The organism is Paenibacillus sp. CF384, from assembly GCF_900106745.1.
GTDB lineage: Bacteria > Bacillota > Bacilli > Paenibacillales > Paenibacillaceae > Paenibacillus_Z.
In genome coordinates this window covers 215,704-240,008 of the sequence record NZ_FNNV01000006.1, presented here as the reverse complement: position 1 = coordinate 240,008, position 24,305 = coordinate 215,704, and the positions used below count along the sequence as shown (strand labels likewise).

Genomic DNA, 24,305 nt, shown 5'->3' with positions numbered 1-24,305 from the left:
TGGTTCCCGGATCAACCGGGAAGCATCTCTTTTTTGTTCAGCGGCGACTTGCCTTTATTAATCAAGAAACTGGCTGTTTCCAGCGCCAGCTCCTGTTGACCGGTTGACAGATAATAGTTGAATAATTCCTTCTCGCACTTCTCTACCAGCATCGCATCGCCATGATTACGAATGACGGACAGCGCGCTGTTGCGCAAATAACTATAATATTGCTCGTGCTGCTCTTCGATCTTATAGAGGAGGAGCTGAAACCGAATTTGCAGCATGTGGTCATGAATTTCTTTGGCGGAACGGAGTCCGCCTTCCGTAACTCGCAGCAGCTCTTCTTTGCTCAGTAGTTTCCCCTGCAGGGAACAGCGGATATAACCTTCGAGCGAGAGCAGGTACAGCATCGTCTTCGGGTTATTCAATGCCATCGAAGCTTGATAATTGTTGGCTGCCAGCTCGTAATTGTTCTGTTCCAGATATTCATAGGCTAGATTATGCAACGCTATCCGCTTGCGCTCAGGCGTGTTGCAGATGTCGCAGGACTTGATCAAATTCTCGAAACGCACAATAATATCCGCTTGGTTACGATTCTCGTCGAACACAACTTGCAGCAGCAGCAGCATCTCTGCATCGATGGTGCGCACGAAGTTCCGGCTGTCTTTGAAGAAACGAAGCGATTTCTCCCCGTAATAATAGGCCATCATGTGTGATCCGATCCAATGATAAGCCACAGCCATATGATAGTAATATTCCGGATTGTTATATTCCTCATCGTCAATTTGCTTCAAGGTATCTATTGCAGATCGATAGTCTTGTCTGGCCAAATAGCAGATTCCCGTGATGTGAAGGAGCAGGTTGCTCTCGTAGGTTGGGAGTTTGGAATGGCTGCGCTGCATCTTCAGAACGATGGCATAGGCAGGGTCCGATTGGGAATGAACCAGATAATAACGAGCCTGAATGAGCTGGTATAAGGCGGTGTAATCCGATATTTGAATCAGCTGCTCATTCTCCAGCTCGAGCTTGATCGTTTCCATTTCATCCAGCAGCAGCATTACGATCGCCTCATGCCAGGCAAATAATCGCTTCTTAATCGTGTTTAGTTTAATGAGCTCATTGTCGAGGCAGATATTCAAACGTTCGGTGAGAAGCGCAATAACCTCGGGTGAGAAGTCCGTCGAGCCGCGTTCGATCTTACTGATATGCGTATCCGAGCAAATGCCTTTTCCAAGCTGTTCTTGGGTCATACGTGCTTGTTCGCGATAAAATTTAATAATTTTGCCTACATGCATGCGTGATTCCTCCAACTGCACCTTCGTTTCCACAACCTTACATTCTTGGTGGGACGAAGCCTAAGAATGATACGATTTCACCATTATAGCATGACCTTGAAGGCGGCATGACAAAAAGAAAAGACAAGCAGGGAGTTCGTTGTACTCCGGTCTGCTTGTCTTAGCCTTCATTCCTAATTAAAGGGAAACGTCGATTTGAACTTCGTGCGGACGATATACGGCAAGAAGTTTGCCGGCAGCATCTGCAGCGAACATCACAGTCCGCTCCTGTGGAAGTGTAAAGGCGTACACGGCACCGGTCTGCGGATCGCGCACTTCAATAGCCGTATCGCAGCCGAATTCCGATACGAAGATATAAAGCGAGCCGGAAGCGAAGGCCAGCTTGCGGCCATAAACGCCTGGCAGCTCCCCGCCATGCAGCCATTCGAGCTCATCAGCCACGCCGGCTTGCGCCAATGCAGCGCCGTACACCGCTTGCAGCGGCTCCAGGCGTTCATTCAGCTCAAGCGGAAGCGGGCACCACAGCAGGCGGCCGGCGCCAAGCGCAATATCCGTTATTTTAGCCGGGCCTTTATCCGCGGAAGTGAGTACGCCTTTGTTGCTGTCCGTGATGCGATCGCCGCCGAAAGATATCGGATGCAGCGCACCGTTGCCGAGCTCCAGCAGCTCTTCACGAAGCAAATTGCTGACTGCGTTCTGTCCCAGCTCGCCTGTCAAACGCTCAACCGGGCGCCAGTACTCGTCCAGTCCAAGCGGACCGGTGAAGAGGAGCGTACCGCCACTTGTCTTCACATGCGCGAGAAGCTGATCCAGTGCTTGGCTGCTGAAGTTATGCGCACTTGGCACGATAATAAGCTTCGGCTTCGTAACTGCAAGTGAATCCAACTGATATTCGCCAAGGCCGAAGGCATGCACATTCATCGTGTAGGACAGTGTCCGAATCGCGCGAGTGGTTGCTCCATAGGCAAGCTTGCGGTTCGAGAAGTCGTTGGAATAAGGGAAAATAACCGCAACCTCTTCCAGCTTGCGATCCACGAACAAGTCGCGAATTTGCTCCATGAAGGCGCCGAAATCATACGATACATTCGCTTCGGGCTTCTCCGTGCCATCTGCGCGCAGCGCTCCGATATGGGATTCATTGATATTGTTCATATAGAAATTAATGTTCCAGATCCACTGAACCGCACCTGCTCCGCCTGTGGAGAAGGCATACGCATATTTGCGCTCCAGAATGTTGCGAAGCTCTTCCTCGCTGCGCTTAGCACGACCGTCAGGCGTCTCTACGTACATAATACCGGTTTCCTGAATCAGGTTCGGTTTATCCGGTGCTTTGGCGAAAATACCATCCCACACGAGATTGTCCATCAGCCACCACGAGTGAACGGTTGTATAATCGACCTCTTGCGCATAGAAGAACGGCGATGGACGCTGAGCTCCGAGCCCTTCATCCTGGCCGACGGTCACCAGCTGCTTCGGCTGAATCGCACGAATCGTTGCAACTAATTGGGAAGCCCAGCGGTTATGCATATCCATCGTGAACAAAGTATAGTCAAGCCAAGGACCGCCGAGTTTCTTCAGCGTATTGGTCGTACCGAAGGCGATTTCGCTCTGCTCCGGCAGCTTCACAGATTCAAAGGAAGGCAGCTCCGAAGGCGTCATATTCCAGCGCTCTTGAAGCACGCGAATCGAGCCATGGCGCTCCTGCAGCCATTTGACATAATGTGTCTTCTCGAACTGATCGTGAGCGGATCGTGGTCCGGAGAAGATTCGTGTCGGATCGAACATGGATGGCTCATTGATCAAATCCCAATGGACATGCTTGGATTCAGCATGGCGGGACACGATAGCCGCGATGAAACGCTTCTGTGCTTCAACGCTGCGCGGATCAAGGTATGGGTTAACGCCTTCCCATGCTTCCGGCGTGAAAGCGAAGAAGTTGAACGTAACTTCAAGGTCATATCGCTTAGCGGTTAGGAAGAAGGCATCGATCGCGCGCAGCACTTCTTCATAAGGATGACCGTCTACAAACATGACACTGCGATACGCTGTCCAGATGCCGGTACGAATGGAGTTGATGCCCGCGCGTTTCATTTGGGCCATGTCGCGATCCCATACAGCAGCATTCGGAAGGAACAAATATTTACGCGCCACATCGCTCGTCATGTAAGTCATGCCGACAATCGGAAGCGGACGGCCGTTCTTCCAGAAATAGTCCCGGTCGCACGTAATCATCTCTCCGGAGTGGAGCAGTTCCTCGTCCATACCCCAGAAGCCCTGGCGGAGCAAGCGACGCTCGCCTTCAGGAGAAACGGCCTCGCATTCTACGATATAGAAGCCTGCTTCTAAGTTAAAAGGCAATACAATACGCTTAAGGCTCAGCTCACGACCAATCGCAAGCTCTGCGTCGCTGCGCCATACTTCTGTGAAATCCGCTTCCTCATAGACAAAAGAAGGAGTAGGCTCGCTGACCGTATTGCTGTTTGCTTTGCGCACGCGCATAGTAAACGACCATGCTGCCGCCGTGTGATTGCTTGTCCGCTCGTCACGAGCCAATTGCAGCTGTTGACCTTGCAACATCAAGACCGGACGCTCGCCAAGCTCATACGAGCCGTAATTCGGCTTCAGCCATAACTCTGTAACGCCTTGCGATGTGAAGTCCGCCCACTCGGAGAGCGCGGCAGCGCCATTGCCCGACCAGAACGAGCTGCGCAGCGGCTGATTGATAAGAATCCAGCGGCCGCCGCTGAAAGGACCTTTCGTATGCTCAAGCAAGATAGCAGGCGCTGACAGCTCACGCGCAAGGCCGTCTCCGCTGATCCCGCGAAGCAGCGGGTAGATGTGAGCGTCGATGGGGCCGGCAGAGCCGCCTTCGCCCGGTGCGTCATCCGCTCTTGTGACATGCAGCGCAAGACCGAAGGTGGACTCGATCGTAAATAACGATTCATAGCCTGCGAAGAGAGGAATATCACGGAAGTGCTGCAGTTTGGCAACGCCATCGACTGTAACCGGCAGAGCCTCATGGATATGCAGCTGTTGGTGATAAGCCGTTTGATCCGGCTCGAATTGCCATTCGCCGTTCTCTTCATATACAGGAGTTTTGAATGGTGCGCCGCCTGCTACGAGCAGCCCTTTACCTCCACTCGCATGCGCCAGAATGGCTGGCCAAGCTGATTTAGGGAAATAGGAACCGTGAAGATGTACATATGTAGAAGCGCCTGGCAACTTATCAGCAAGCTCAGCTGCGGTTACGATTTGGAAGCTTTCACGCAGCTTCGCGAGCGTCCCGGCATCCGGGCGATCTCCTGTATAGGGGAAACTTTCATCATAGAACAAAATAGTGCTGCTCATTCTCGTGTCACTGCCTCTCATTATGGGTTCGTCTTTGTTCACATATTGTTAGGTTTGTTAGGTTGAACCACTCTTTATTCGGGGCCAACTTTAGAGGTAAACTAAAGAAAAGTCAATCGGAATTATTGCGAATTTGAAGGGAGAAGCAGCCGTGGCACAGAAAATATCGATGCAGCAATTAGCCGACCGGTTAGGTGTGTCCAAATATACCGTTTCCCAAGCACTCGCAGGCAAACCCGGTGTCAGTGAGGCGACCCGCAGGGAAGTAACAGCTCTGGCCGGCGCACTGGGGTACAAGATGCGTCCGGTACCACCCGGGCCGGCAGATGAAGTACGCGGGGCACGAATCGTTCATATCGGTTTAGATGAACATCATGCGAAGGAGCCGCATTTCTGGCAGCGCGTCAGAGAAGGGCTGGCGGCAGGCTGCCGGATGCATGGGCTGACGCCGAAGTTTTTTACGTTCGGAATGGCGGGTAATCGGACTGCCCAAGATTGGCTGGAGCCGGAACGGGAGTCTGAGCATGCGGCAGCCAGCACGGTGTCAGGGTTCATTATTGCCGGCAAATGCCCGCTGGACACGCTGCTCAAGCTGAAGCGTCTTGGACTTCCTATTGTGCTGGCTGATCACGAGGAGCCATTGATCGGAGCAGATGCTGTGCTCAATGCGAATGCGGATGCGGGCCGAATGGCCTGCCATCATCTGCTCACGCAAGGCTGCAAATCCATCGTTTTTGTCGGTCGTGACAGCTTTGCCGTAAGCTTCCGAGAGCGTTGGTGGGGATGCAAGCTGGCAATGGATGAATCAAGAGAAGGACGACGAGGTGGAGAACGAGAGAAGACAGTCGCTCAATTGAAGAAATGGACCGTTCCCTATGGAAGCGCGCAGTGGAGTTCATGGCAAACCGCGCTTATTCGGCGATTAGATGCGATGTATGACGACGTGACGGCGGTTGCAAAGGACGGACCTTATCAGCCTGACGAACTGCCGGATGGATACATTTGTGCCAACGATGATATCGCGCTATACCTGCTTCAGCTGCTGCATCAGAAAGGTGTCATGACGAAAGTGAGGGTTATCGGGATTGATAATACGGCTCCGGGGATGGATGCGGTTATTCCGCTGACGACAGTGGATCTGGCGAAGGAGTGGCTGGGAATACGAGCCGTGGAGCAATTTGCACGTAAGCTTGCTCTGTCCGAGGCGCAGCAGGAGAAAATCATCCTTTCGGCCAGACTGGTCGTGCGTAATTCAGGCTGATCGATTTATTCACGGCTGGACAAATCTCGTATCCGCAATAGCCCGCATAAGATAGCGCAGAAGCCGTTTCAGGCGGAGAGGAGCCTCCCCACATGCAAATGGAGCAACATGCCCGTAGAGTCTCGATGCTGCTTGCGCTTGTGCTGTTCGTGCTGCTGGTCGTTTTGTTGTTTATCGCGTTTCTGTAAGCTTCACTTCCGGACATTGCTGTGTAAACCTTTGGTTGCCATACCGAAGGTTTATTTGCATGGGACGGATTACTTGTCTCCCCTTCCAAATTCGGCATAATAGACGGCAATTTAACACATACTCCAGAAAGACGAACCCAAGGAGGCAACCATCATCGCAACGAAAAGCGCAGGACAAGGCAAATACAAAAAAATGTCTATGTCACCCAAAGAATACCAGGCCTACGCCAAAAAACGCGAGCCGGCACGTTCCGTACTGGCGAATTGCGTTCGAGCCTTCATAGTAGGCGGCTTCATCTGTGTACTCGGACAAGCCATAACGGAAGCGTTCATATATGGACTCCATATGTCCAAACAAGATGCCAGCAATCCGACGGTAGCCGTGCTCATATTGATTTCTGTCATTCTGACCTGTCTTGGCGTATACGACAAGATTGCGCAGTGGGCAGGAGCAGGCACGGCGGTGCCCGTTACAGGCTTTGCGAACTCGATGTGCTCCGCGGCGCTCGAGCACCGCAGCGAAGGACTGGTGCTCGGCGTGGGCGCCAACATGTTCAAGCTGGCCGGCTCTGTCATCGTATTTGGCGTCGTTGCTGCATTTGTTGTCGGAGTCGTCTATTTAGTGTTCGGAATCGAGGGGAGTTTCCATGCTACGCGGTAAACAAACATGGTGGTTTGATCAACGTCCGGTCATAATCGGCGCTGCTACGGTCGTCGGTCCGGACGAAGGAGAAGGTCCGCTGGCAGCAGATTTCGATCTGGTCCATCCCGAGCTCGATATGCAGCAGAAGAGCTGGGAGAAGGCGGAGCGCCTCTTACTTGAGCAAGCGTCCGAAATGGCGCTGAAATATGCCAAAGTGAACAAGCAGCAGCTGCAATTCTACGTCGGCGGCGATCTGATGAACCAAATTATCAGCAACAGCTTCGCGGCCAGAACCATCGGCGCTCCATATCTCGGTGTATTCGGCGCTTGCTCAACGTCGATGGAATCGCTTGCCATAGCATCGCTAATCGTCAATTCCGGCTCGGGCGAATACGTGCTCGCAGGTACTTGCAGCCATAACTGCACGGCGGAGAAACAATTCCGTTATCCGACGGAATACGGCTCCCAGAAACCGCCTACGGCGCAATATACCGTAACCGGGGCAGGGGCGGTCGTTGTTGCCCCGTCAGGCGACGGTCCGATCGTGGAATGCGCGACCATCGGACGCATCGTAGATCTGGGTATTACGGATCCGTTTAACATGGGGGCGGCCATGGCTCCGGCTGCAGTCGACACGCTGCAGGCCCATTTCAACGATACAGGCAGACAGCCGAAGGATTATGACTTGATCGTGACCGGGGATCTGGCGACGGTCGGACATGGCATCGCCAAGGATCTGCTGAAGCGGGACGGCGTCCCGATGGAAGATACTGTTTTTGGCGATTGCGGCTTGATGGTCTACGATGTGCAGAACCAAAAGGTGCAGGCCGGCGGAAGCGGCTGCGGCTGCTCGGCGGTAGTGACCTACGGTCATTTGCTCAAGCGTTTGAAGCAGGGGGAATTGAAACGGATTCTAGTCTGCGCAACCGGCGCATTGCTCTCGCCGCTGTCGTTCCAACAAGGCGAATCGATCCCTTGTATTGCTCATGCCGTGGCGATTGAAAGTCCGATGCACAACTAATAGCAAAAGAAAGGAGCAGAGCTTACATGATCTATTTATGGGCTTTTATCGTAGGCGGAGCCATTTGCGTCATCGGCCAGCTGATGTTTGACATCGCGAAGCTGACACCTGCGCATACGATGGCAACGCTCGTTGTTGCAGGTGCCGTGGTGGACGGGGTCGGCTTGTACGAGCCGCTGGTCAAATTCGCCGGCGCGGGAGCAACCGTGCCTATAACGAGCTTCGGCAACGCGCTTGTGCACGGCGCGGTAACCGAGTATCAGACCGATGGCTGGATCGGGATCATTACCGGCATATTCAGCATCACGAGCGCAGGGATTTCCGCCGCGATCATTTTCTCATTTTTGGCAGCGCTGGCGGTTCGGCCTAAAGGGTAACCTAAGCGGAACAACACCTTGTGAATGAGCGGAAAATATAGACAGTTTTACTGAATTGGAGGGTCCCTGTGGGATTCTCCAATTTTTTTTGGCGGATATGTTGCTATACGAGTTGTTGTATTTTTTGTAAAATAATAGAATCACCACACTCATATCCAACTATCATCATCCGGGAGGAATTGTCATGGACAATCGTACAGCTGAGTATCGTTTATGTAAGGAAATTCGCCGTAATTTAGGCAGTTGTATATTGGGTAAAGATGTCGAAATCGAGAGACTGCTTACAGCGCTGCTTGCCGGCGGTCATGTTCTTATCGAGGATGTCCCGGGGACAGGAAAGACACAGCTTGTCAAGGCACTCTCCCGTACGATAGGCGGTCAATTCCGACGGATTCAATGTAATCCCGATCTGCTTCCTACGGATATAACCGGCGTTGCAATCTATCATCCCAAGAATGAAACTTTCATGTTCCGGCCCGGCCCGGTAATGACGAATTTGCTGCTCGTAGATGAGATAAACCGTGCCACCACCAAGACGCAATCGGCGCTGCTGGAAGCGATGGAAGAGCACCATGTTACGGTAGATGGCGAATCTCATGAATTGCCGGTACCGTTCACGATGATTGCCACGCAGAACCCGATTGAATTCGATGGCACGTATACGCTCCCGGAGGCACAGCTTGACCGGTTTATGATGAAGCTTACCCTGGGCTATCCGGATGCCGTGACGGAGAGACAGATGATTATTTCTCCTAATGCTTCTTCGCCGGCGGATAAGCTGGAGCCTGTCGTAGATGTCGAGCAAATCGCCGTTATGATGGAAGCGGTCAAACGCGTGCATCTCGATGAAGCGGTTGCCGATTATATCGTTCGAATCGTCCGCGCAACGCGCACTCACAGCGGCGTACAGCTTGGGGCGAGTCCGCGTGCCGCGATTTCTCTGACAGCGGCAGCACGAGCGAATGCCTATCTGCAAGAACGTGATTATGTCATACCCGATGATGTGAAACTGCTAGCTTCTTCGGTACTTGCTCACCGGATTATTATGCATACGGAATCCAGAATGAACGGTTTGAAGCCTGAGGACGTGATCCAGTCCGTCATCCGCGACACGAATGTCCCTGTCCGAATGGAGCGCTGACGCTTATGCTTACGGCTAAAGCGACAATGTTCAGGTGGCGTTTTATCGGCCTTGTTTATGTGATTTCGCTCTTATTTTTACTGTTTCAAGGCGGTAAGACGTCTTTCATGTTGTTCTGTATCTTCAATGTCCTGCTGATTTATCTGGTCTTTGGCAGATGGAGCGGCATTGCGTCCGTGACCGGTGTTCGGAGGCTGAGCAACGGTACGAACTCGATCAGTGAGCAGTCGTTGTCTGCCGGAACCCGGCTTGAAGTCAGTTTGACCATGCAAATTCCAGGCGTCTGGCCCATCCCTTATGTACTCGTACGAGACCGTTTGAAGAGTATAAGCGGAACCGTGATCCCGATTGAAGCTTCCTTCGTGCCGAACTATCGCAGAAACGGCGTCGTTCAATATGTAACACCGCCGCTTGAACGCGGCGTGTACCGGTTCGATTCAACAGAATGCTCCACGCGGGATATATTCGGGTTATTCGAGCATAAGGGTTCTTTCGAATCGTCCGAGCCGTTCACGGTATATCCCCGTATCGTCGAGATTCGGCAGTGGAAGCAGATGAAACGCGGCTCGAAAGGGCCTTATTCGACCTCAGCCTCCCGTCTATCAGCGAAAGAAACGACACAGATCAATGGTGTCCGCGAGTATATTTATGGCGATCGGCTCTCTAGGATTCATTGGAACGCCACGGCTAAGACGGGGCAATGGAAATCGAAGGAATTCGAGCGTGAATCCCTTCCGCGAACCGTCGTCATGTTGGACCGTTATGCCGGCTCCTATGAGAACAAGGACCAATTCGAGCTGGCTGTGTCGGCTGCTGCCTCGCTGCTGGAATTCGGTCTTCGCAGAGCAACGGCCGTCGGGCTGATCTCCGTCGGAGCGAAGAGTGACGGGTATACGCCCAAAGCGTCGGCTGAGCAACGCGAGCTGATGATGAACCATCTGGTCCGCGTGAAAGCGGACGGGGAACAGCCTCTATATCGCGCAATCCGGCAGTCCGGGACGCTTACAGCGGCGGGCTCCTTTGTAGTCATTGTCAGTCCGCAGGTTGGCGAAGAAACCATTCGTGCCATGGAATGGCTGAATCGAACCGGCGTCGTGCCAGTTCTCATTCATTTGCAGTCCAAGGCTGCTGCCGGAAGAACCATCGCCGGTGATATCCGCGGCAACGAATGGATCAAGCTGCTGCGTAGGAGCGGCTTCGCTGTGCATATGATCAGTTCGCTGCAAGAGCTGCCAGATGCGCTTGAAGGAGGTCAGCTGTAATGAAAACCTTCAATCGTGCGGCAATCAAATGGTTTTCCGCAGACGTTTATCGTAAACTTTCGGCTATATTCTCCGCACTAATTGTCTATCAATGGATTCGATGTCTGGGCGACTACTGGTGGTCGGAGACCTATACGATCGTCAATGGCATTCTGTTCGCCGCAGTTGCCGCTAATCTGCTCATTCCTTCCAAGCTGCTTTCCGGCACCGTACAGCTGATTTCGCTGGTTGGTCTTAATGCAGCTTACTCCGGGTACATGTGGGTAGCCTTCGAAGGAGATAAACGGTCCGCCGCGCAGTGGCTGGATTGGTTCAAGCTCCAGTACGACCAGCTGACTCCGTTTATCTGGATCAGTCTTGGCGTATGGGCAGTCTTCCATGCGATCGTGCTTCTGCGTCATAAACGAGCTTATATGATGATCGTAGTGGGGCTTGCGATTCTTTCGCTGGCAGCGGCAGATTCCCTGTTTACACCGATTCACTTATGGGATGAGATCGCATGGCTTGTGTTCATCGGTCTTGGCTGGCTGGTTGCGAGCCACTTCTCTAGATTCAAGGAACGTCATCCGGAGAATTGGGCGCAGCTGCTTGAATATCCGCTCAGTTTGTTTCTGCCGATGCTGCTTATTATTACGCTCGTTATGGGAGCCGGATTGTTTGTGCCGGCTGTGAAGCCGATCTTGACAGATCCCTATACGGCGTGGAAAGAAGCGCGCGGCGAGTCCATACCGAATTTGGTCGGCGACAAGGCGATTATTGTTCCTGCCACCAAGAACAATGCAGACGGGAAATCCGGCTACAGTCGTGATGATAATGAACTCGGCAACGGATTTGAATTCGACTATACGCCGGTCATGACCGTCACCACCACCAAACGCAGCTACTGGCGAGGCGAAACCAAGGCGCTATATAGCGGGAAGGGCTGGTCGGAGGCGCCTCAGGAGAAGAAAGAGAAGGCGCTCGGCTCCATCGAAAGCAAGCAGGAGCTGCAACCAAGCGGCATTGCCGAAACAACGAATACAGAAGTTGTCGATCAGACGGTCACGATGCTGAAGAAGGATAAGTATCCGGTCCTATTCGGAGCAGGTCCGATCTCATCCGTAATTGCGGTTAATGGGAAGAATACATCACTGCCTAAACTGAATTGGATGTCTGATTCCTGGGAGATGCGGTTACCGAAGACCAGCTCGGCCAACTATCCGGAGAGTTATATTATTCAATCGAAGATTCCAATTCTTGATGTGGCTGCAATGGAAACCGGAGCACCTGCAAGTCTAAGCGAGGACATCGATCCGATGTACTTGCAGCTGCCTGATACGTTGCCGCTTCGCGTCAAACAGTTGGCTCAGAATATAACGTCTACCGTGACAACGCCTTACGATAAAGTGAACTTATTGGTCTCCTACTTGCAGGCCACCTACGCTTATACCAATACACCGGACTTGTCGAAGCGCGTGAGCGAGGATTTCGTCGATTCCTTCCTATTTGAAGTGCGCGAGGGCTACTGCGATTACTTCTCCACTTCGCTTGCCGTGATGTCACGCACGCTTGGCATTCCTGCCAGATGGGTGAAGGGGTATTCTCCGGGCTCCAAACCTGTTGATCCGGACATGCAGCGTCTCCAAGGGATGACAGGCATCGAACCGGAAGAGAGCGATGCGGGTACGTACACGGTGCGAAACGCGGATGCGCATTCTTGGGTTGAAATTTATTTTAACGGGTATGGCTGGCTGCCTTTCGAAGCGACTTCCGGATTCGCATTCCCTTATGCGGTACCGCAGGACGCTGCTGAACCCGAGCTTGCGCCAGTTCCGGTTCCGGAGTTGGACAACGAAGCACAGCCTGCAGAAGATAATGGCTTCGAAGTGAAAGCTTGGATGTTCTGGACTGCTGCCTCTGTGCTCGTGCTGTTGATTGGCGTGCTCGGCTTCCGTCCATTGCTAGGGCAATTCAAGCGATATCGCGGCGGTTCTGCCACGATTAATGAGCGCATTGTAAGAGATACGAACCGTCTAATCAAGCATTGCCGCAAGAAGGGACTCGACTACAACGAATATGAGACGGTCCGGGAAACGATGTCGCGCTGGTCGGGCAGACTCTCCTCGCTGCAGACGCAATTCCGAGAGGTTCAAGTGGCATTCGAGCAAGCGATGTACAGCAATAAAACGATGACGAGAGAAGAAGCGGATCGTTTGTCGTTGACGATGAAACATATTCGTGAGCATTTGGGATAAAAGAGCTTACAAGTCGCTAAAGAGGGGAGTTTACGCCTCTTTAGCGGCTTTTTTGCAACAAATTCACTAATTATGGTATAGTTTGCGTGATAGCGATAAGCAGGGGAGTCGAAACTATGTTTGAACGGCTGTTGCCGCACATGCGCGTCAATACCATTTATGATATCAATTTGCATACCTTGAAAGAGCAAGGAAAGAGAGGCATCATCACAGACCTCGATAACACACTCGTCGGAGCAAGAGAACCGCTGGCTACGCCGGAGCTTGTCCAATGGCTCGACGATGTGCGCGATAACCTTGGCTTCAAGGTTGTCATCGTATCCAACAATAATCAGACACGGGTTGGGAAGTTCGCGGAACCGCTGAACATCCCGTTCGTTCATGCTGCCCGGAAACCGGCAGGGAGGGCGTTTACTCGCGCGCTTAACGAGCTTGGTTTGTCAGCGGAGCAAACGGTCGTAATTGGTGATCAAATGATGACGGATGTGCTTGGCGGAAGAAGAATGGGATTGTTTACGATCCTCGTCCGTCCAATCGCACCAAATGATGAAGGAATCATGACCCGTTTCAATCGGTTTCTGGAACGCATTGCCCTGTCCCGTCTGCGGAAGAAAGGGCTATGGCCCGAGGAGGAACTTAAGAAATCATGACTACTTACCATCAAGAAGACAAACTGGCTTGCGCCGGCTGCGGCGTTAAGCTGCAAACTGAATCATCGGACAAGCTGGGGTATATCCCGCAAGCGGCGCTTGCTAAGGATCCGGCCATCTGCCAAAGATGCTTCCGCATCAAGAACTATAATGAAGCAGCGTCAATCGCTGTGGATCAAGACGACTTTCTGCGGCTGCTGAGCGGAATCGCGAATACGCAAAGCCTGGTCGTACATATTGTCGATTTGTTTGACTTTGAAGGCAGCTTGATCTCCGGCTTGCAGCGATTCGTTGGCAATAACCCCGTATTGCTGGTCGTGAACAAGATCGACCTATTGCCGAAGAGCATCAACCCGAACCGTATTCTTAACTGGGTACAGAAGCAAACGAAAGCGCAAGGCTTGAAGGTCGTCGATGTCGTGCTTTGCTCCGCGAAGCGCAATATCGGCTTTGACCGCGTTATCGAAGCCATCGGAACACATCGCGGGAAGCGGGATGTGTATGTTGTCGGCGCTACCAACGTAGGCAAATCGACGCTAATCAATAGACTGATTCGCGACTACAGCGATTTGGAGCGAGAGCTGACAACTTCCCGTTACCCGGGCACAACGCTTGATGCGGTTCATATCCCGCTGGATGATGGGAATGAAATCATTGATACACCTGGTATCGTATATACGCACCGCATGACAGAGATCGTGCCGCGCGAGGTGCTTGGTTCCTTGCTGCCGGATAAACCTATCAAGCAGCTTGTTTACCAGCTGAATGCGGGACAAACGCTGTTTGTCGGCGCATTGGCGAGGTTTGATTTCATAGAAGGGGATCGTCAATCCTTCTCCCTCTATGTCTCGAATGCGCTGCAGGTGCACCGGACGAAGCTTGAGCGTGCAGATGAGCTGTACGAAACGCATAAAGGCGAAATGCTCGCGCCTCCTAGCAAGGAGCAATTAGCGGAAATGCCGGCTTGGACGCGTCATCGGTTGACGATCAAACGCGGCACAGATACGGATGTGTTCATTTCCGGACTGGGCTGGATTCATATCAATGGCAGCAGCGGCGCATTGGTTGATGTATTCGCACCGAAGGGGATTCGAGTGCTGCAGCGTGATGCGCTGATCTAATCGAATAGGCCGATTCATCTTGCATGGGGAGAGTGGACAGAAGGATGGGCAATGCAGTGGACAGCCATACCGTGCTCTACAGTGTGATCGGGGATCCGATTCGGCATTCCAAATCGCCGATCATGATGAACAGGGCATTTCGTGAGACCGGAATCAATGGCATTTACACCGCTTTTCATATTACCGCCGACCGACTTGGCGACTTCGTAGCAGGCGTACGTGCGATGGGGATTCGCGGCGTTAACGTGACGATTCCGCATAAGCTCGATATTATGCCGCTGCTCGATGAAATCGACGAGAGCGCGCAGGCGATTGGCGCCGTGAACACAATCGTGAATACGGGCGGTCATCTGACAGGCTACAATACCGACGGTCTTGGTTACGTTCGGTCGCTTAAAGAAGAGGCGAAGTCGGATCTTACCGGCGCGAATGTGCTCATTATCGGTGCAGGCGGCGCTACACGAGGCATTCTGTATGCACTGGCCCGTGAAGGAGTCGGCTCCATCACGATCTCTAACCGTACGGTCGCTCGTGCCGAAGAGCTAGCAAATGCATTCCGTGCAATGGTGCCTTCGATACGCGCCATCGGGCAGGATGAATTGCAGGAAGCGTGCGGTCTTCATGATATCGTCATTAATACAACTTCGCTTGGCATGTATCCGAACGTGGAAGCTACACCGATCGACAGTGCTTGGCTGAAACCGGATACGGTTGCGAGCGATTTGATTTATAACCCGCTGACGACGAGATTTCTCGCGGAAGCACAGGAACGAGGCTGCCGCATACACGGCGGGCTCGGGATGTTTATTTATCAAGGCGCGTACGCCTTTGAATATTGGACGGGCTGTCCGGCACCGGTTGCCGCGATGCGGGAGACGGTGCTGGATGCGCTGATGGCCAAAAGCTAATTTGACGAGAGAAGGAATCACACATGCTAACAGGTAAACAAAAACGTCATTTGCGCTCGCTTGCGCATCATTTACAGCCGATTTTTCAAGTAGGCAAAGGCGGCACAAACGATCATCTCGTTCGCCATATCGAAGAAGCGATCGAGGTTCGTGAATTAATTAAAGTCTCCGTACTGAACAATTGCATGGATGACCCCAAAGAAGTAGGCCAATGGATTGCGGAAGAATCCGGCTCCGAGCTTGTACAAGTCATCGGCAAAACAATCGTATTGTACAAAGAATCGAAAGATAACAAAACAATCGAGCTTCCTTAAGGGTAGGTTCGGCTAAGGCGAGAGGAGTCATGTCGTTGATTAAAGTGGGATTTATGGGAGGAACGTTCGACCCCATTCATTATGGCCATTTGCTTGCTGCCGAATCGGCACGAGAAGCTTGCGGACTGGACGAGGTATGGTTTATTCCTGCCGGTCATCCGCCGCTCAAAGAAAACGGGCCTCTTGCTGATGGCCAAACTAGGCTGGAAATGGTGTACCGTGCCATTGACTTCCAACCCCATTTCCGCGGGATGGACGTGGAGCTGGAGCGCGAAGGCACCAGTTACACGATTGATACCGTCAAAGCGCTCATGGACCTTTATCCCGGCAGAGAGTTCAGCATTATCATCGGCTCGGACCGCGTCAATGACTTGCCGCAGTGGCATCAAATCGCTGAATTGGCAGCGATGGTTCGCTTTATCGGCGTACGCAGAGCCGGTGAAGAGCTGAAGATAGACGAACTTCCCGCCTATTTGCAGGAGAGGCTGACTATGATTGAGATGCCGCAGATCGGTATCTCATCGACGGATATTCGTAATCGCCGCGCGCAGGGGCGGTCGATTCGTTTCCTTGTTCCGGAGAAGGTATATTCGTTCATCAGAAAGAACGAGCTCTATGAATCGTGATGAGATGATTGCCAGGGTACAAGCCGAGATGCCGGAGCGGAGATGGAAACACACCGTTGGCGTAATGGAGACATCCGTTATACTTGCAGAGCGGTTCGGCGCCGATCCCGTAAAGGCAGAGCAGGCAGCTATTCTGCATGATGTCGCCAAATATTGGGCCACCTCCCGCATGGAAGCGATCATTCGGGAAGAAGGACTTCCCGCTGATTTACTGGCGTTTGATAAAGAACTGTGGCATGCGCCTGTAGGAGCGTTCGTCGCCGAACGCGATTATGGTGTCACAGACCTTGAAATTCTAGATGCGATTCGTTATCATACCTCCGGACGGGAGGGGATGACTTTGCTGGATAAGGTCGTCTGTTTGGCTGATTATATGGAGCCCGGGCGCGATTTTCCCGCCGTGCAAGCCATTCGGGAATTAGCAGAGCATAGCGTGGAACGTGCGCTGGTCGCGGGCTTTGATTCAACGATTACGTATTTGCTGCAGCAGGGTAAACGTATATATCCGCTTACATTTGCAGCACGCAATGATTTACTACTAACGATACGGGAGGCGGGGCTATGACGGTTCATTCCGACGAGCTGCTCAAGCTTGTAGTTAAGGCAGCCGATGATAAGAAAGCGCAAAATGTAATTGCGCTTGATTTGAAGAATATCTCGCTTGTAGCGGACTATTTTGTTATCTGTCACGGGAATTCAGACGTGCAGGTGCAGGCCATTACAACGGAAATCCGCAAACAGGCAGAGTCGCGCGGCGTACGTGTTCGCGGGATTGAAGGCCAGGATACGGGAAGATGGATATTGGTAGACATCGGCGATGTTGTCGTCCATATATTCCACCGCGAAGAGCGCGAATATTACAATATCGAACGTCTATGGTCTGACGCGAAGGTCGTGGAATTCGCATGAGCTTAATAGCCGGTACTACGATGAAGCTTAAACTGGCACGAGAAGTTTCGCCTTACGGTTATTTCATGACTGATGGCGAATCGGAGGTGCTCATGCACTATACCGAGCTTGTCGGACATCGTCCGCAAATCGGACAATTCTACGATGTATTTCTGTTCTTTGATTCGGAGGATCGCATCGCCGCAACGATGAAGACGCCTCTCATCCAGCTCGGCACCGTGGCGAGACTGGCCGTAGCGGATATTCATCCTCGCATCGGCGCGTTTCTCGAGATGGGCCTTGGCCGTCAGCTTCTGCTGCCGTTGTCAGAGCAGCCTGAACTTAAGGAGCTTCGTCCGAAACGCGGCGACGAGGTTCACGTCATTCTTGCCCATGACAAAATCGGCCGTCTGGTCGCTAAGGTAGCCTTCGAGGAAGAACTCTCGGAGCTGGCCTTCCATGCGCCGCAAGCTTGGCATAACACTTGGGTTGAAGGCTGGGTAACGAAGACGCTTAAGATCGGCTCGTTCGTGATGATTGACGGCGGCGTGATCGGTTTTGGCGCTTACGGCTTTATCCCTGCGGATGAGCGGACTCGTCTGCTTCGACTCGGTGAGCGTGTGAAAGCGCGCGTCACTTTCGTGCGTGAGGACGGACGTGTGAATCTATCCATGAATCAGCGTAAGGAAGTGGGCCGGGTTGAAGACTCGGAACGGATTCTTACCTTCTTGAAGGAGCGTCCCAACGGCGCAATGCCTTATTCGGATGAAACGCAAGCCGAGATCATCAAGGATAAATTCGGCATCAGCAAAGGCGCATTCAAGCGAGCGATCGGTAAGCTGATGCGTGAAGGACTCGTCGTCCAAGAGGGAAGCTGGACGAAGCTGACCGAGCAAGCTGCCGATACGGCGAAGTCGTCTGCTGCGGCAGACGCAGGAGAATAGAGATGGAAGCTTATCGGCACTTCGCCTCTGTATATGACAGGCTGATGGAAGAGATGCCGTATCCGCAGTGGTTGAAGTTTGCAGAGGATTGCTGGACGAGGTACGGAACGCCGAAGACCGTCGTTGAACTGGGATGCGGAACAGGCAGCATTGCGATACCGCTGGCACGAAGCGGCCACCAAGTTTTCGCGATTGATCTTTCTTCGGATATGCTGACTATTGGGCAAAGCAAGTGGGGGGATGAACCTTCACGCAGCGGCGGTACGATTACTTGGCTTCAGCAGGATATGACCGAATGGGAGATTGGCGAACAAGTCGACTCCGTCATCTCATTCTGCGATTGTATCAACTACCTGACGGAAGAAGATGAGGTTCAAGCTGCGTTCCAAGCCACCTATGAGGGTTTGAAGCCAGGCGGTTTGTTCCTCTTTGATGTTCATGCGCCGAAGACATTAGCCAGGTATGCTGCGGAGCAGCCGTTTGTACTCGATGAACCGGATGTGGCTTACATCTGGACGTGCGAGCTTGATGAAGAGCGGGTAGAAATCGAGCATCGGCTTACGATATTTGCGCAGGAGAGCGGCTCGCGAGACAACCGTTATTCTCGGATCGAGGAGATACACGTCCAGCGGGCGTATGATGCGGAGTGGATTCGGGAATCACTGCTAATGGCCGGCTTCAGCCGTGTAGATCAATTTGCGGATTTCACGATGAATGCGGCCGATTCGGAATCAGAACGGCTGTTTTTCGCGGCAATCAAGTGAATATGACAGATTCCGGGCGTTCTATGCCTTGACATGACAGGATTCGCTTCATTATAATCGAACTATCTATTTAGGTGTTGAAGAGGAGCAGTAGCTTTAGCAGCGTTTGGATCAGAGAGCCGGCGGTAGGTGCAAGCCGGACCAACGTGAAGTGAACTCGCCTTGGAGCCGCGCGTGAACACGATTGCAGTGGTAAACGTGCCGTTTCGCCTGCGTTAAGGGCAAAGAGTGAGCAGCGACAAAGCATGTCGTCTGCTAACTAGGGTGGTACCACGGGAGAATAATCTCTCGTCCCTAGCGTTGTCGCTAGGGACGGGAGTTTTTTTGTTTTCTGGGAAAGACTGGATCGGCATGGAAGAGAGAATAGGGAGGCAATTCGTATGACACAGGAACGTCAAGAGCAGGGGTATAACCCGTTAGTCATTGAACCGAAATGGCAGAAACATTGGGATGAGAACAAGTCGTTTAAGACGACTGAGGATGCCGGGAAACCGAAATTCTACGCGCTGGATATGTTCCCTTATCCATCCGGAGCGGGACTTCATGTCGGCCATCCGGAAGGCTACACCGCAACAGATATCGTCTCGCGATATAAGAGAATGCGCGGCTACAACGTGCTTCACCCGATGGGCTGGGATGCATTCGGCTTACCAGCGGAGCAGCATGCACTGGATACAGGCGAGCACCCGCGTGAGATTACGGTCAAGAACATCAACAATTTCCGCCGTCAAATTAAATCGCTTGGTTTCTCGTACGATTGGGACCGCGAGTTCAGCACAACAGATCCGGACTACTATAAGTGGACGCAATGGATCTTTATCCAGCTGTTTAATAAAGGGCTGGCCTATGTAGCTGAAGTGCCTGTTAACTGGTGTCCGGCGCTTGGAACGGTTCTGGCCAATGAAGAAGTTATCAACGGCTTGAGCGAGCGCGGCAACCATCCGGTTATTCGTAAGCCGATGCGCCAATGGGTGCTGCGCATTACGGAATACGCAGAGCGTTTGCTTGAAGATCTGGAAGAGCTGGATTGGACCGAGAGCATTAAAGACATGCAGCGCAACTGGATCGGTAAATCCAAAGGTGCTGAGGTTACGTTTGCGATCGACGGACATGATGCGTCCCTTGTCGTATTTACGACGCGTCCGGATACGCTATTCGGAGCTTCCTACTGCGTACTTGCACCGGAGCATGAGCTGGTAGAAGTTATTACAACTTCTGCGCAGCAAGCTGCTGTGAAGGATTATCAAGAGACAGCCGCACGCAAGAGCGATCTTGAACGTACGGATCTGAATAAAGATAAGAGTGGCGTATTCACGGGTGCTTATGCAGTCAATCCGGTGAACGGTGCGCTTGTTCCGATCTGGATTGCCGATTATGTCCTTGCCGGTTATGGCACAGGTGCCATTATGGCTGTTCCGGGACATGACCAACGCGACTGGGAATTCGCTAAGCAGTTCGATCTGGCGATTGTTGAAGTTGTTCAAGGCGGCGACGTGTTGGCTGAAGCATTCGCAGGCGACGGTCCGCATGTGAACTCCGGATTCTTGGACGGTCTCAGCAATGAAGCGGCGATCGCACGCGCTATCGAATGGCTGGAGGCGGAAGGCAAAGGTCAAGGCAAAATAACGTACCGTCTGCGCGATTGGCTGTTCAGCCGTCAGCGCTACTGGGGCGAGCCGATTCCGATTCTGCATTTGGAAGACGGCACAATGAAGCCGGTACCGGATGATCAATTGCCGCTGCTGCTTCCTGATGTTGAAGCAATCAAGCCATCAGGTACTGGCGAATCACCGCTTGCGAATGTGACGGAGTGGGTAGAAACCATCGATCCGGAAACGGGTTTGCGCGCGCGCCGCGAGACGAACACGATGCCGCAATGGGCCGGCAGCTGCTGGTACTACCTGCGCTTTATCGATCCGCATAACGATAAGGAGCTGTGCTCCAAAGAGAAGCAAGCCGAATGGCTTCCTGTCGATCTGTATATCGGCGGTGCCGAGCATGCCGTGCTTCACTTGCTGTATGCACGCTTCTGGCATAAAGTGCTCTACGATATCGGCGTAGTCGATACCAAAGAACCATTCCACAAGCTCGTCAACCAAGGGATGATCTTGGGCACCAACAACGAGAAGATGAGTAAATCACGCGGCAACGTCATCAATCCGGACGATATCGTAAACGTGTACGGCGCTGACACCTTGCGTATGTACGAAATGTTCATGGGGCCGCTTGAAGCGACGAAGCCATGGAACACGAACGGCGTAGAAGGTATGTACCGCTTCTTGGCTCGTGTATGGCGTTTGTTCGTAACGGACAGCGGCGAGCTTGCTGAGAAAATCGGCGGCAGCGGTGAAGTTACCGAGGCGTTCAAACGTACTTGGCACCGTACCGTGAAGAAGATCACTGATGATTACGAGAACCTTCGCTTCAATACGGCGATCAGCCAGTTGATGATCTTCGTCAATGATGCGTACAAAGCGGAATCCTTGCCTCGTGAAGCGATGGAGAGCTTCGTGCAAATGCTGTCGCCACTGGCGCCGCATATCGCGGAAGAGCTGTGGTCGAAGCTGGGACGTACGGATGCCTTGACATATGCGGCATGGCCGACTTTCGACGAAGCATTGACGGTTGACCAAGAAGTCGAAATCGTCGTGCAAGTGAACGGCAAGATCGTAGAGCGTATTTCTATTGCTGCGGATACAGAAGAAGCAGAGATGGAGCGCATCGCGAAGGAGTCCGAGAAGGTTGCGGAAGCAATCGCCGGGAAGACCGTTCGTAAGCTAATCGTCGTTAAAGGCAAGCTGGTTAATATCGTAGTAGGCTAATAAGGCGTGGGTTCTACCCGAATCCACCAATAATAAAGAAAGAGGTGAGCGACCTCTTAACGCAAAGCATGCGTTAAGGGCCGTTCACCTCTTTGCCGTATAAAGACACTTTCACGCGCTCTAAATCTTCGTTGTATTTGGCGTGTGTCGCTCGAATGAGGCGATTGAATACGCCGTCCATCTCGCGATTGAGCAGTGCCAGCGCTTGTGCGGTAATTCCGCCTGGCACGGATACACGCCTTTGCAGTTCCTCCGGAGACATACCGCCTGCCGTCAAGAGTTGGCCGGTACCTAAGAGCATTTCGCTGGCCACAATACGCGCCTCTTCACGCGGGATGTTGGTTTCCTCTACCGCTGCGTCGATGAAGCGCTGAAGGAGGTACGACATGATGGCTGGGCCGCAGCTGGATAAATCCGATACGATGCGCGTATGCTGCTCGCTGACCGGCATTGGCTCACTGATATAAGAGAGCAGATGATTTAATCGATTCTTATCGGCATCGGTCATCCGGTCGCCGAACATACACAAGGATACACCGCTGCACATATAGTTTGTGATGCTCGGAATGACTTTCGCTATTTTACAAGGAAGCGACTCTTCCAACTGCTCAATCATAACCGGGCTTGTGATCGAGATGACAATCTGCTGCGGCAGGATGACATCGCGAATTTGATCGATGACCTTCTTGAACTCCATAGGTTTGATACAAAGGAAAATCAGATCCTGATCGATGACGGCGTCGCGGTTCGAAGGGACAGCCTGAAGACCGGGATGGCGGTCAGCTAAGCAGATTGCTTTTGCTAGAGTGCGGTTGCTGGCTGTTATTTGCGACGGCTTCAAAGCTCCCGATCCGATAAACGTATCGATGAGCAAGCTGCCCATGCTTCCAATCCCGATAAATCCGACATTCATCGCAATCCCTCCTATGCGCTATAAGGCGATCAGCGCAGCTTTAACACAGTAATGGGTAAATGGCTCAATAAAGTCGTTGTGGTGCTCTTACTACGTTATGCCGGAAAGCAAGGCCATCATGACCAGCAATAACGTTAAAAATTACAAAGTTTTCTAAATCGGGGAGGGAGTATTGGTATGCTGCATATTAAATCAGGCCGATTGGATGGGCAAAAGCTGCTGATCCTCGCGTTGATTCTCGCCGCAATCCTATTGGCTGTAACAGCTATTATTCATCCAAAGGCTGAGGAGCCGCCGGGCTGGGTTTCGGTAAATGATGAGGTGGATTCGGCCTTAAAGCCGCTCGAGAAACGAATAGCCGACAAGCAAGGTGTGAAGTCTGCACCTGAGGTGACAGCTGCACAATCAGATCACTCGAGTAATCCGGAGACAGTGCCGGAAGCGGGATCTGCTGATGCAAAACCAGCCGTTGCGGGTAAGGAGGAAGAGGTGCGTTCATCCGAGACGACCGGCGGGAAGATTGATATCAACCACGCGACGGAAGGCGAGCTGGATGCGATTCCTGGCATCGGTGCCTCCAAGGCCAGATCGATTATTGAGGACCGCGAGAAAAACGGATTGTATGCCAGCATGGATGACCTGCTGCGCGTGAAAGGCATAGGCCCGAAGCTGCTTGAAAAAATGAAATCTTCCATTGTTCTCCATCCCTGATTATGCGACAATAAGAGAAATATCGGGAAGCTATTGCTATTATTGACGTACGAAGAAGGCAGTAAGGATTCGCTTATTAATGATCATACGTTCCCAAGCCCGTACTTGTGCCGCCGGAATGTATGAGAGGCATAGATGATATTTTGCATGATAGGAATCAGCGTGCAGCTTGCGAATGCAGATCGCATGGATGCACAAGGAGGAAGAGTTACAGAAATGGCAGAAGAGGTTCAAGACAGCGCCAGAAAAGACTGGGATACTTATTTTATGGATATTGCGTATATGGTTTCTACCCGCTCGCGTTGTCCGCGCCGACATGTCGGTACGGTGTTGGTACAGGGAAAGAAGCTGCTTGGTACGGCCTATAACGGCGCGCCTATGGGAGTTGCAGACTGTTCAGAGGATGGCTGTATGATCGTTGAGGAGTTTGAGATGACGCAAGTCGGTGAGGTCGAGCAGATGGTGAAGAAGCAGCGCTGCATCCGAACGATTCACGCCGAGCAGAACTTGCTTCTATTCACGGATCGGATTGACCGTGAGCGTTCGACCGTCTATGTGACGGATCAGCCTTGCTGGACTTGTGCGAATATGCTCGCTAACAGCGGCGTGCGCGAGATTGTGTATCATCGTGCATATGTCAAGGACAGCGATAAGGTAGTATCGCTTATGAGTTTGAAAGGGATTGTGTTTCGCAATCTTGCTGCTTATGAGCCGCCGGCTCAGGCAGGTATGCATGTAATCGGTTAATCAACAGCACAAGTGGGGAAGAACCTCCGACTGTGCCTAAGGAAGAGAGCTGTGCGGTGGTCCTCGATGGATCATCTAAATCGGCTGCTTTCGCGGGTATGGGCGGAGGTTTTTTGTTGTTTGCATGTTGGAAAATGGGGGGATG

Annotated in this window: 22 protein-coding genes and 1 other annotated feature; of the genes, 19 read left to right on the top strand and 3 right to left on the bottom strand. The window is 52.3% G+C overall.

All coding sequences use genetic code 11. From position 1 onward, the window contains the following. Window positions 1-11: 11 nt before the first annotated feature. Both BLW29_RS12945 and BLW29_RS12940 read right to left on the bottom strand, forming a co-directional pair. Complete coding sequence (locus tag BLW29_RS12945; RefSeq protein WP_090980052.1) at window positions 12-1,277, bottom strand: helix-turn-helix domain-containing protein; 1,266 nt, start codon at window positions 1,275-1,277, stop codon at window positions 12-14. Window positions 1,278-1,454: 177 nt separating this feature from the next. Beyond that, window positions 1,455-4,625, bottom strand: a complete 3,171-nt coding sequence (locus BLW29_RS12940; RefSeq protein ID WP_090980050.1) for an alpha-amylase family protein — start codon at window positions 4,623-4,625, stop codon at window positions 1,455-1,457. A gap of 151 nt (window positions 4,626-4,776) precedes the next feature. On the opposite strand from BLW29_RS12940, the gene BLW29_RS12935 reads away from it, so the two are divergent. The 17 genes from BLW29_RS12935 (at window position 4,777) to leuS (ending at window position 21,789) form a co-directional block, all read left to right on the top strand. Further along, a complete protein-coding gene (locus BLW29_RS12935) occupies window positions 4,777-5,886 on the top strand; it encodes a LacI family DNA-binding transcriptional regulator (protein ID WP_090980048.1) in 1,110 nt (369 codons plus the stop codon). A 381-nt stretch (window positions 5,887-6,267) separates the two neighbouring features. Continuing rightward, a complete protein-coding gene (gene spoVAC, locus BLW29_RS12930) occupies window positions 6,268-6,735 on the top strand; it encodes a stage V sporulation protein AC (protein ID WP_090980046.1) in 468 nt (155 codons plus the stop codon). After that, a complete protein-coding gene (gene spoVAD / locus BLW29_RS12925) occupies window positions 6,722-7,738 on the top strand; it encodes a stage V sporulation protein AD (RefSeq protein ID WP_090980044.1) in 1,017 nt (338 codons plus the stop codon). Before spoVAC ends, spoVAD begins: the two co-directional genes overlap by 14 nt. A gap of 26 nt (window positions 7,739-7,764) precedes the next feature. Further along, complete coding sequence (gene spoVAE, locus BLW29_RS12920; protein WP_090980041.1) at window positions 7,765-8,115, top strand: stage V sporulation protein AE; 351 nt, start codon at window positions 7,765-7,767, stop codon at window positions 8,113-8,115. Between the two features lie 184 nt (window positions 8,116-8,299). Continuing rightward, window positions 8,300-9,256: an AAA family ATPase gene (locus BLW29_RS12915; RefSeq protein ID WP_090980039.1), complete on the top strand. Its 957-nt coding sequence runs from the start codon at window positions 8,300-8,302 to the stop codon at window positions 9,254-9,256. Window positions 9,257-9,261: 5 nt separating this feature from the next. Continuing rightward, on the top strand, window positions 9,262-10,518 hold the full coding sequence (locus tag BLW29_RS12910; RefSeq protein ID WP_090980037.1) for a DUF58 domain-containing protein: 1,257 nt from the start codon (window positions 9,262-9,264) through the stop codon (window positions 10,516-10,518). Then, a complete protein-coding gene (locus BLW29_RS12905) occupies window positions 10,518-12,752 on the top strand; it encodes a DUF4129 domain-containing transglutaminase family protein (RefSeq protein WP_090980035.1) in 2,235 nt (744 codons plus the stop codon). The genes BLW29_RS12910 and BLW29_RS12905 overlap by 1 nt, the downstream gene beginning before the upstream one ends. 95 nt (window positions 12,753-12,847) lie before the next feature. Then, window positions 12,848-13,402, top strand: coding sequence for a YqeG family HAD IIIA-type phosphatase (locus BLW29_RS12900; protein WP_305728485.1), 555 nt, complete (start codon window positions 12,848-12,850; stop codon window positions 13,400-13,402). Continuing rightward, complete coding sequence (gene yqeH, locus BLW29_RS12895) at window positions 13,399-14,523, top strand: ribosome biogenesis GTPase YqeH (RefSeq protein ID WP_090980033.1); 1,125 nt, start codon at window positions 13,399-13,401, stop codon at window positions 14,521-14,523. Before BLW29_RS12900 ends, yqeH begins: the two co-directional genes overlap by 4 nt. A gap of 44 nt (window positions 14,524-14,567) precedes the next feature. Further along, complete coding sequence (gene aroE, locus BLW29_RS12890; protein WP_090980031.1) at window positions 14,568-15,431, top strand: shikimate dehydrogenase; 864 nt, start codon at window positions 14,568-14,570, stop codon at window positions 15,429-15,431. 23 nt (window positions 15,432-15,454) lie between these two features. Further along, the gene (gene yhbY, locus BLW29_RS12885; protein WP_090980029.1) at window positions 15,455-15,745 is read left to right on the top strand and encodes a ribosome assembly RNA-binding protein YhbY; all 291 of its coding nucleotides are present in this window, start codon (window positions 15,455-15,457) and stop codon (window positions 15,743-15,745) included. A 38-nt stretch (window positions 15,746-15,783) separates the two neighbouring features. Beyond that, the gene (gene nadD, locus BLW29_RS12880; protein ID WP_090980180.1) at window positions 15,784-16,371 is read left to right on the top strand and encodes a nicotinate-nucleotide adenylyltransferase; all 588 of its coding nucleotides are present in this window, start codon (window positions 15,784-15,786) and stop codon (window positions 16,369-16,371) included. Beyond that, entirely contained in the window at window positions 16,361-16,936 is a 576-nt protein-coding gene (gene yqeK / locus BLW29_RS12875; RefSeq protein WP_090980027.1) for a bis(5'-nucleosyl)-tetraphosphatase (symmetrical) YqeK, read from the top strand. Before nadD ends, yqeK begins: the two co-directional genes overlap by 11 nt. Next, the gene (gene rsfS / locus BLW29_RS12870) at window positions 16,933-17,280 is read left to right on the top strand and encodes a ribosome silencing factor (protein WP_090980025.1); all 348 of its coding nucleotides are present in this window, start codon (window positions 16,933-16,935) and stop codon (window positions 17,278-17,280) included. The genes yqeK and rsfS overlap by 4 nt, the downstream gene beginning before the upstream one ends. Then, on the top strand, window positions 17,277-18,203 hold the full coding sequence (locus BLW29_RS12865; RefSeq protein ID WP_090980021.1) for a CvfB family protein: 927 nt from the start codon (window positions 17,277-17,279) through the stop codon (window positions 18,201-18,203). The genes rsfS and BLW29_RS12865 overlap by 4 nt, the downstream gene beginning before the upstream one ends. Window positions 18,204-18,205: 2 nt before the next feature. Continuing rightward, entirely contained in the window at window positions 18,206-18,967 is a 762-nt protein-coding gene (locus tag BLW29_RS12860; RefSeq protein ID WP_090980019.1) for a class I SAM-dependent DNA methyltransferase, read from the top strand. Between the two features lie 68 nt (window positions 18,968-19,035). Then, window positions 19,036-19,266 (top strand) — a binding site (T-box leader). Between the two features lie 81 nt (window positions 19,267-19,347). After that, window positions 19,348-21,789, top strand: a complete 2,442-nt coding sequence (leuS, locus tag BLW29_RS12855) for a leucine--tRNA ligase (RefSeq protein WP_090980018.1) — start codon at window positions 19,348-19,350, stop codon at window positions 21,787-21,789. A gap of 73 nt (window positions 21,790-21,862) precedes the next feature. Here the strand turns inward: leuS and comER are convergent, their stop codons facing one another. Beyond that, entirely contained in the window at window positions 21,863-22,702 is an 840-nt protein-coding gene (gene comER / locus BLW29_RS12850; protein WP_090980017.1) for a late competence protein ComER, read from the bottom strand. A 177-nt stretch (window positions 22,703-22,879) separates the two neighbouring features. Here comER and BLW29_RS12845 point away from each other — a divergent pair, with 177 nt between their 5' ends. Both BLW29_RS12845 and BLW29_RS12840 read left to right on the top strand, forming a co-directional pair. After that, window positions 22,880-23,413, top strand: coding sequence for a ComEA family DNA-binding protein (locus BLW29_RS12845; protein ID WP_090980016.1), 534 nt, complete (start codon window positions 22,880-22,882; stop codon window positions 23,411-23,413). 216 nt (window positions 23,414-23,629) lie between these two features. Further along, complete coding sequence (locus BLW29_RS12840; protein WP_090980178.1) at window positions 23,630-24,160, top strand: deoxycytidylate deaminase; 531 nt, start codon at window positions 23,630-23,632, stop codon at window positions 24,158-24,160. Window positions 24,161-24,305 lie beyond the last annotated feature (145 nt).

Bases quoted from the DNA above. Each gene is read 5' to 3' on its own strand.
- BLW29_RS12945 (WP_090980052.1), bottom strand. From the start codon at position 1,277: ATGCATGTAGGCAAAATTATTAAATTTTATCGCGAACAAGCACGTATG.
- BLW29_RS12940 (WP_090980050.1), bottom strand. From the start codon at position 4,625: ATGAGCAGCACTATTTTGTTCTATGATGAAAGTTTCCCCTATACAGGA.
- spoVAC (WP_090980046.1), top strand. From the start codon at position 6,268: ATGTCTATGTCACCCAAAGAATACCAGGCCTACGCCAAAAAACGCGAG.
- spoVAD (WP_090980044.1), top strand. From the start codon at position 6,722: ATGCTACGCGGTAAACAAACATGGTGGTTTGATCAACGTCCGGTCATA.
- spoVAE (WP_090980041.1), top strand. From the start codon at position 7,765: ATGATCTATTTATGGGCTTTTATCGTAGGCGGAGCCATTTGCGTCATC.
- BLW29_RS12915 (WP_090980039.1), top strand. From the start codon at position 8,300: ATGGACAATCGTACAGCTGAGTATCGTTTATGTAAGGAAATTCGCCGT.
- BLW29_RS12910 (WP_090980037.1), top strand. From the start codon at position 9,262: ATGCTTACGGCTAAAGCGACAATGTTCAGGTGGCGTTTTATCGGCCTT.
- BLW29_RS12905 (WP_090980035.1), top strand. From the start codon at position 10,518: ATGAAAACCTTCAATCGTGCGGCAATCAAATGGTTTTCCGCAGACGTT.
- yqeH (WP_090980033.1), top strand. From the start codon at position 13,399: ATGACTACTTACCATCAAGAAGACAAACTGGCTTGCGCCGGCTGCGGC.
- aroE (WP_090980031.1), top strand. From the start codon at position 14,568: ATGGGCAATGCAGTGGACAGCCATACCGTGCTCTACAGTGTGATCGGG.
- yhbY (WP_090980029.1), top strand. From the start codon at position 15,455: ATGCTAACAGGTAAACAAAAACGTCATTTGCGCTCGCTTGCGCATCAT.
- yqeK (WP_090980027.1), top strand. From the start codon at position 16,361: ATGAATCGTGATGAGATGATTGCCAGGGTACAAGCCGAGATGCCGGAG.
- rsfS (WP_090980025.1), top strand. From the start codon at position 16,933: ATGACGGTTCATTCCGACGAGCTGCTCAAGCTTGTAGTTAAGGCAGCC.
- BLW29_RS12865 (WP_090980021.1), top strand. From the start codon at position 17,277: ATGAGCTTAATAGCCGGTACTACGATGAAGCTTAAACTGGCACGAGAA.
- BLW29_RS12860 (WP_090980019.1), top strand. From the start codon at position 18,206: ATGGAAGCTTATCGGCACTTCGCCTCTGTATATGACAGGCTGATGGAA.
- leuS (WP_090980018.1), top strand. From the start codon at position 19,348: ATGACACAGGAACGTCAAGAGCAGGGGTATAACCCGTTAGTCATTGAA.
- comER (WP_090980017.1), bottom strand. From the start codon at position 22,702: ATGAATGTCGGATTTATCGGGATTGGAAGCATGGGCAGCTTGCTCATC.
- BLW29_RS12845 (WP_090980016.1), top strand. From the start codon at position 22,880: ATGCTGCATATTAAATCAGGCCGATTGGATGGGCAAAAGCTGCTGATC.
- BLW29_RS12840 (WP_090980178.1), top strand. From the start codon at position 23,630: ATGGCAGAAGAGGTTCAAGACAGCGCCAGAAAAGACTGGGATACTTAT.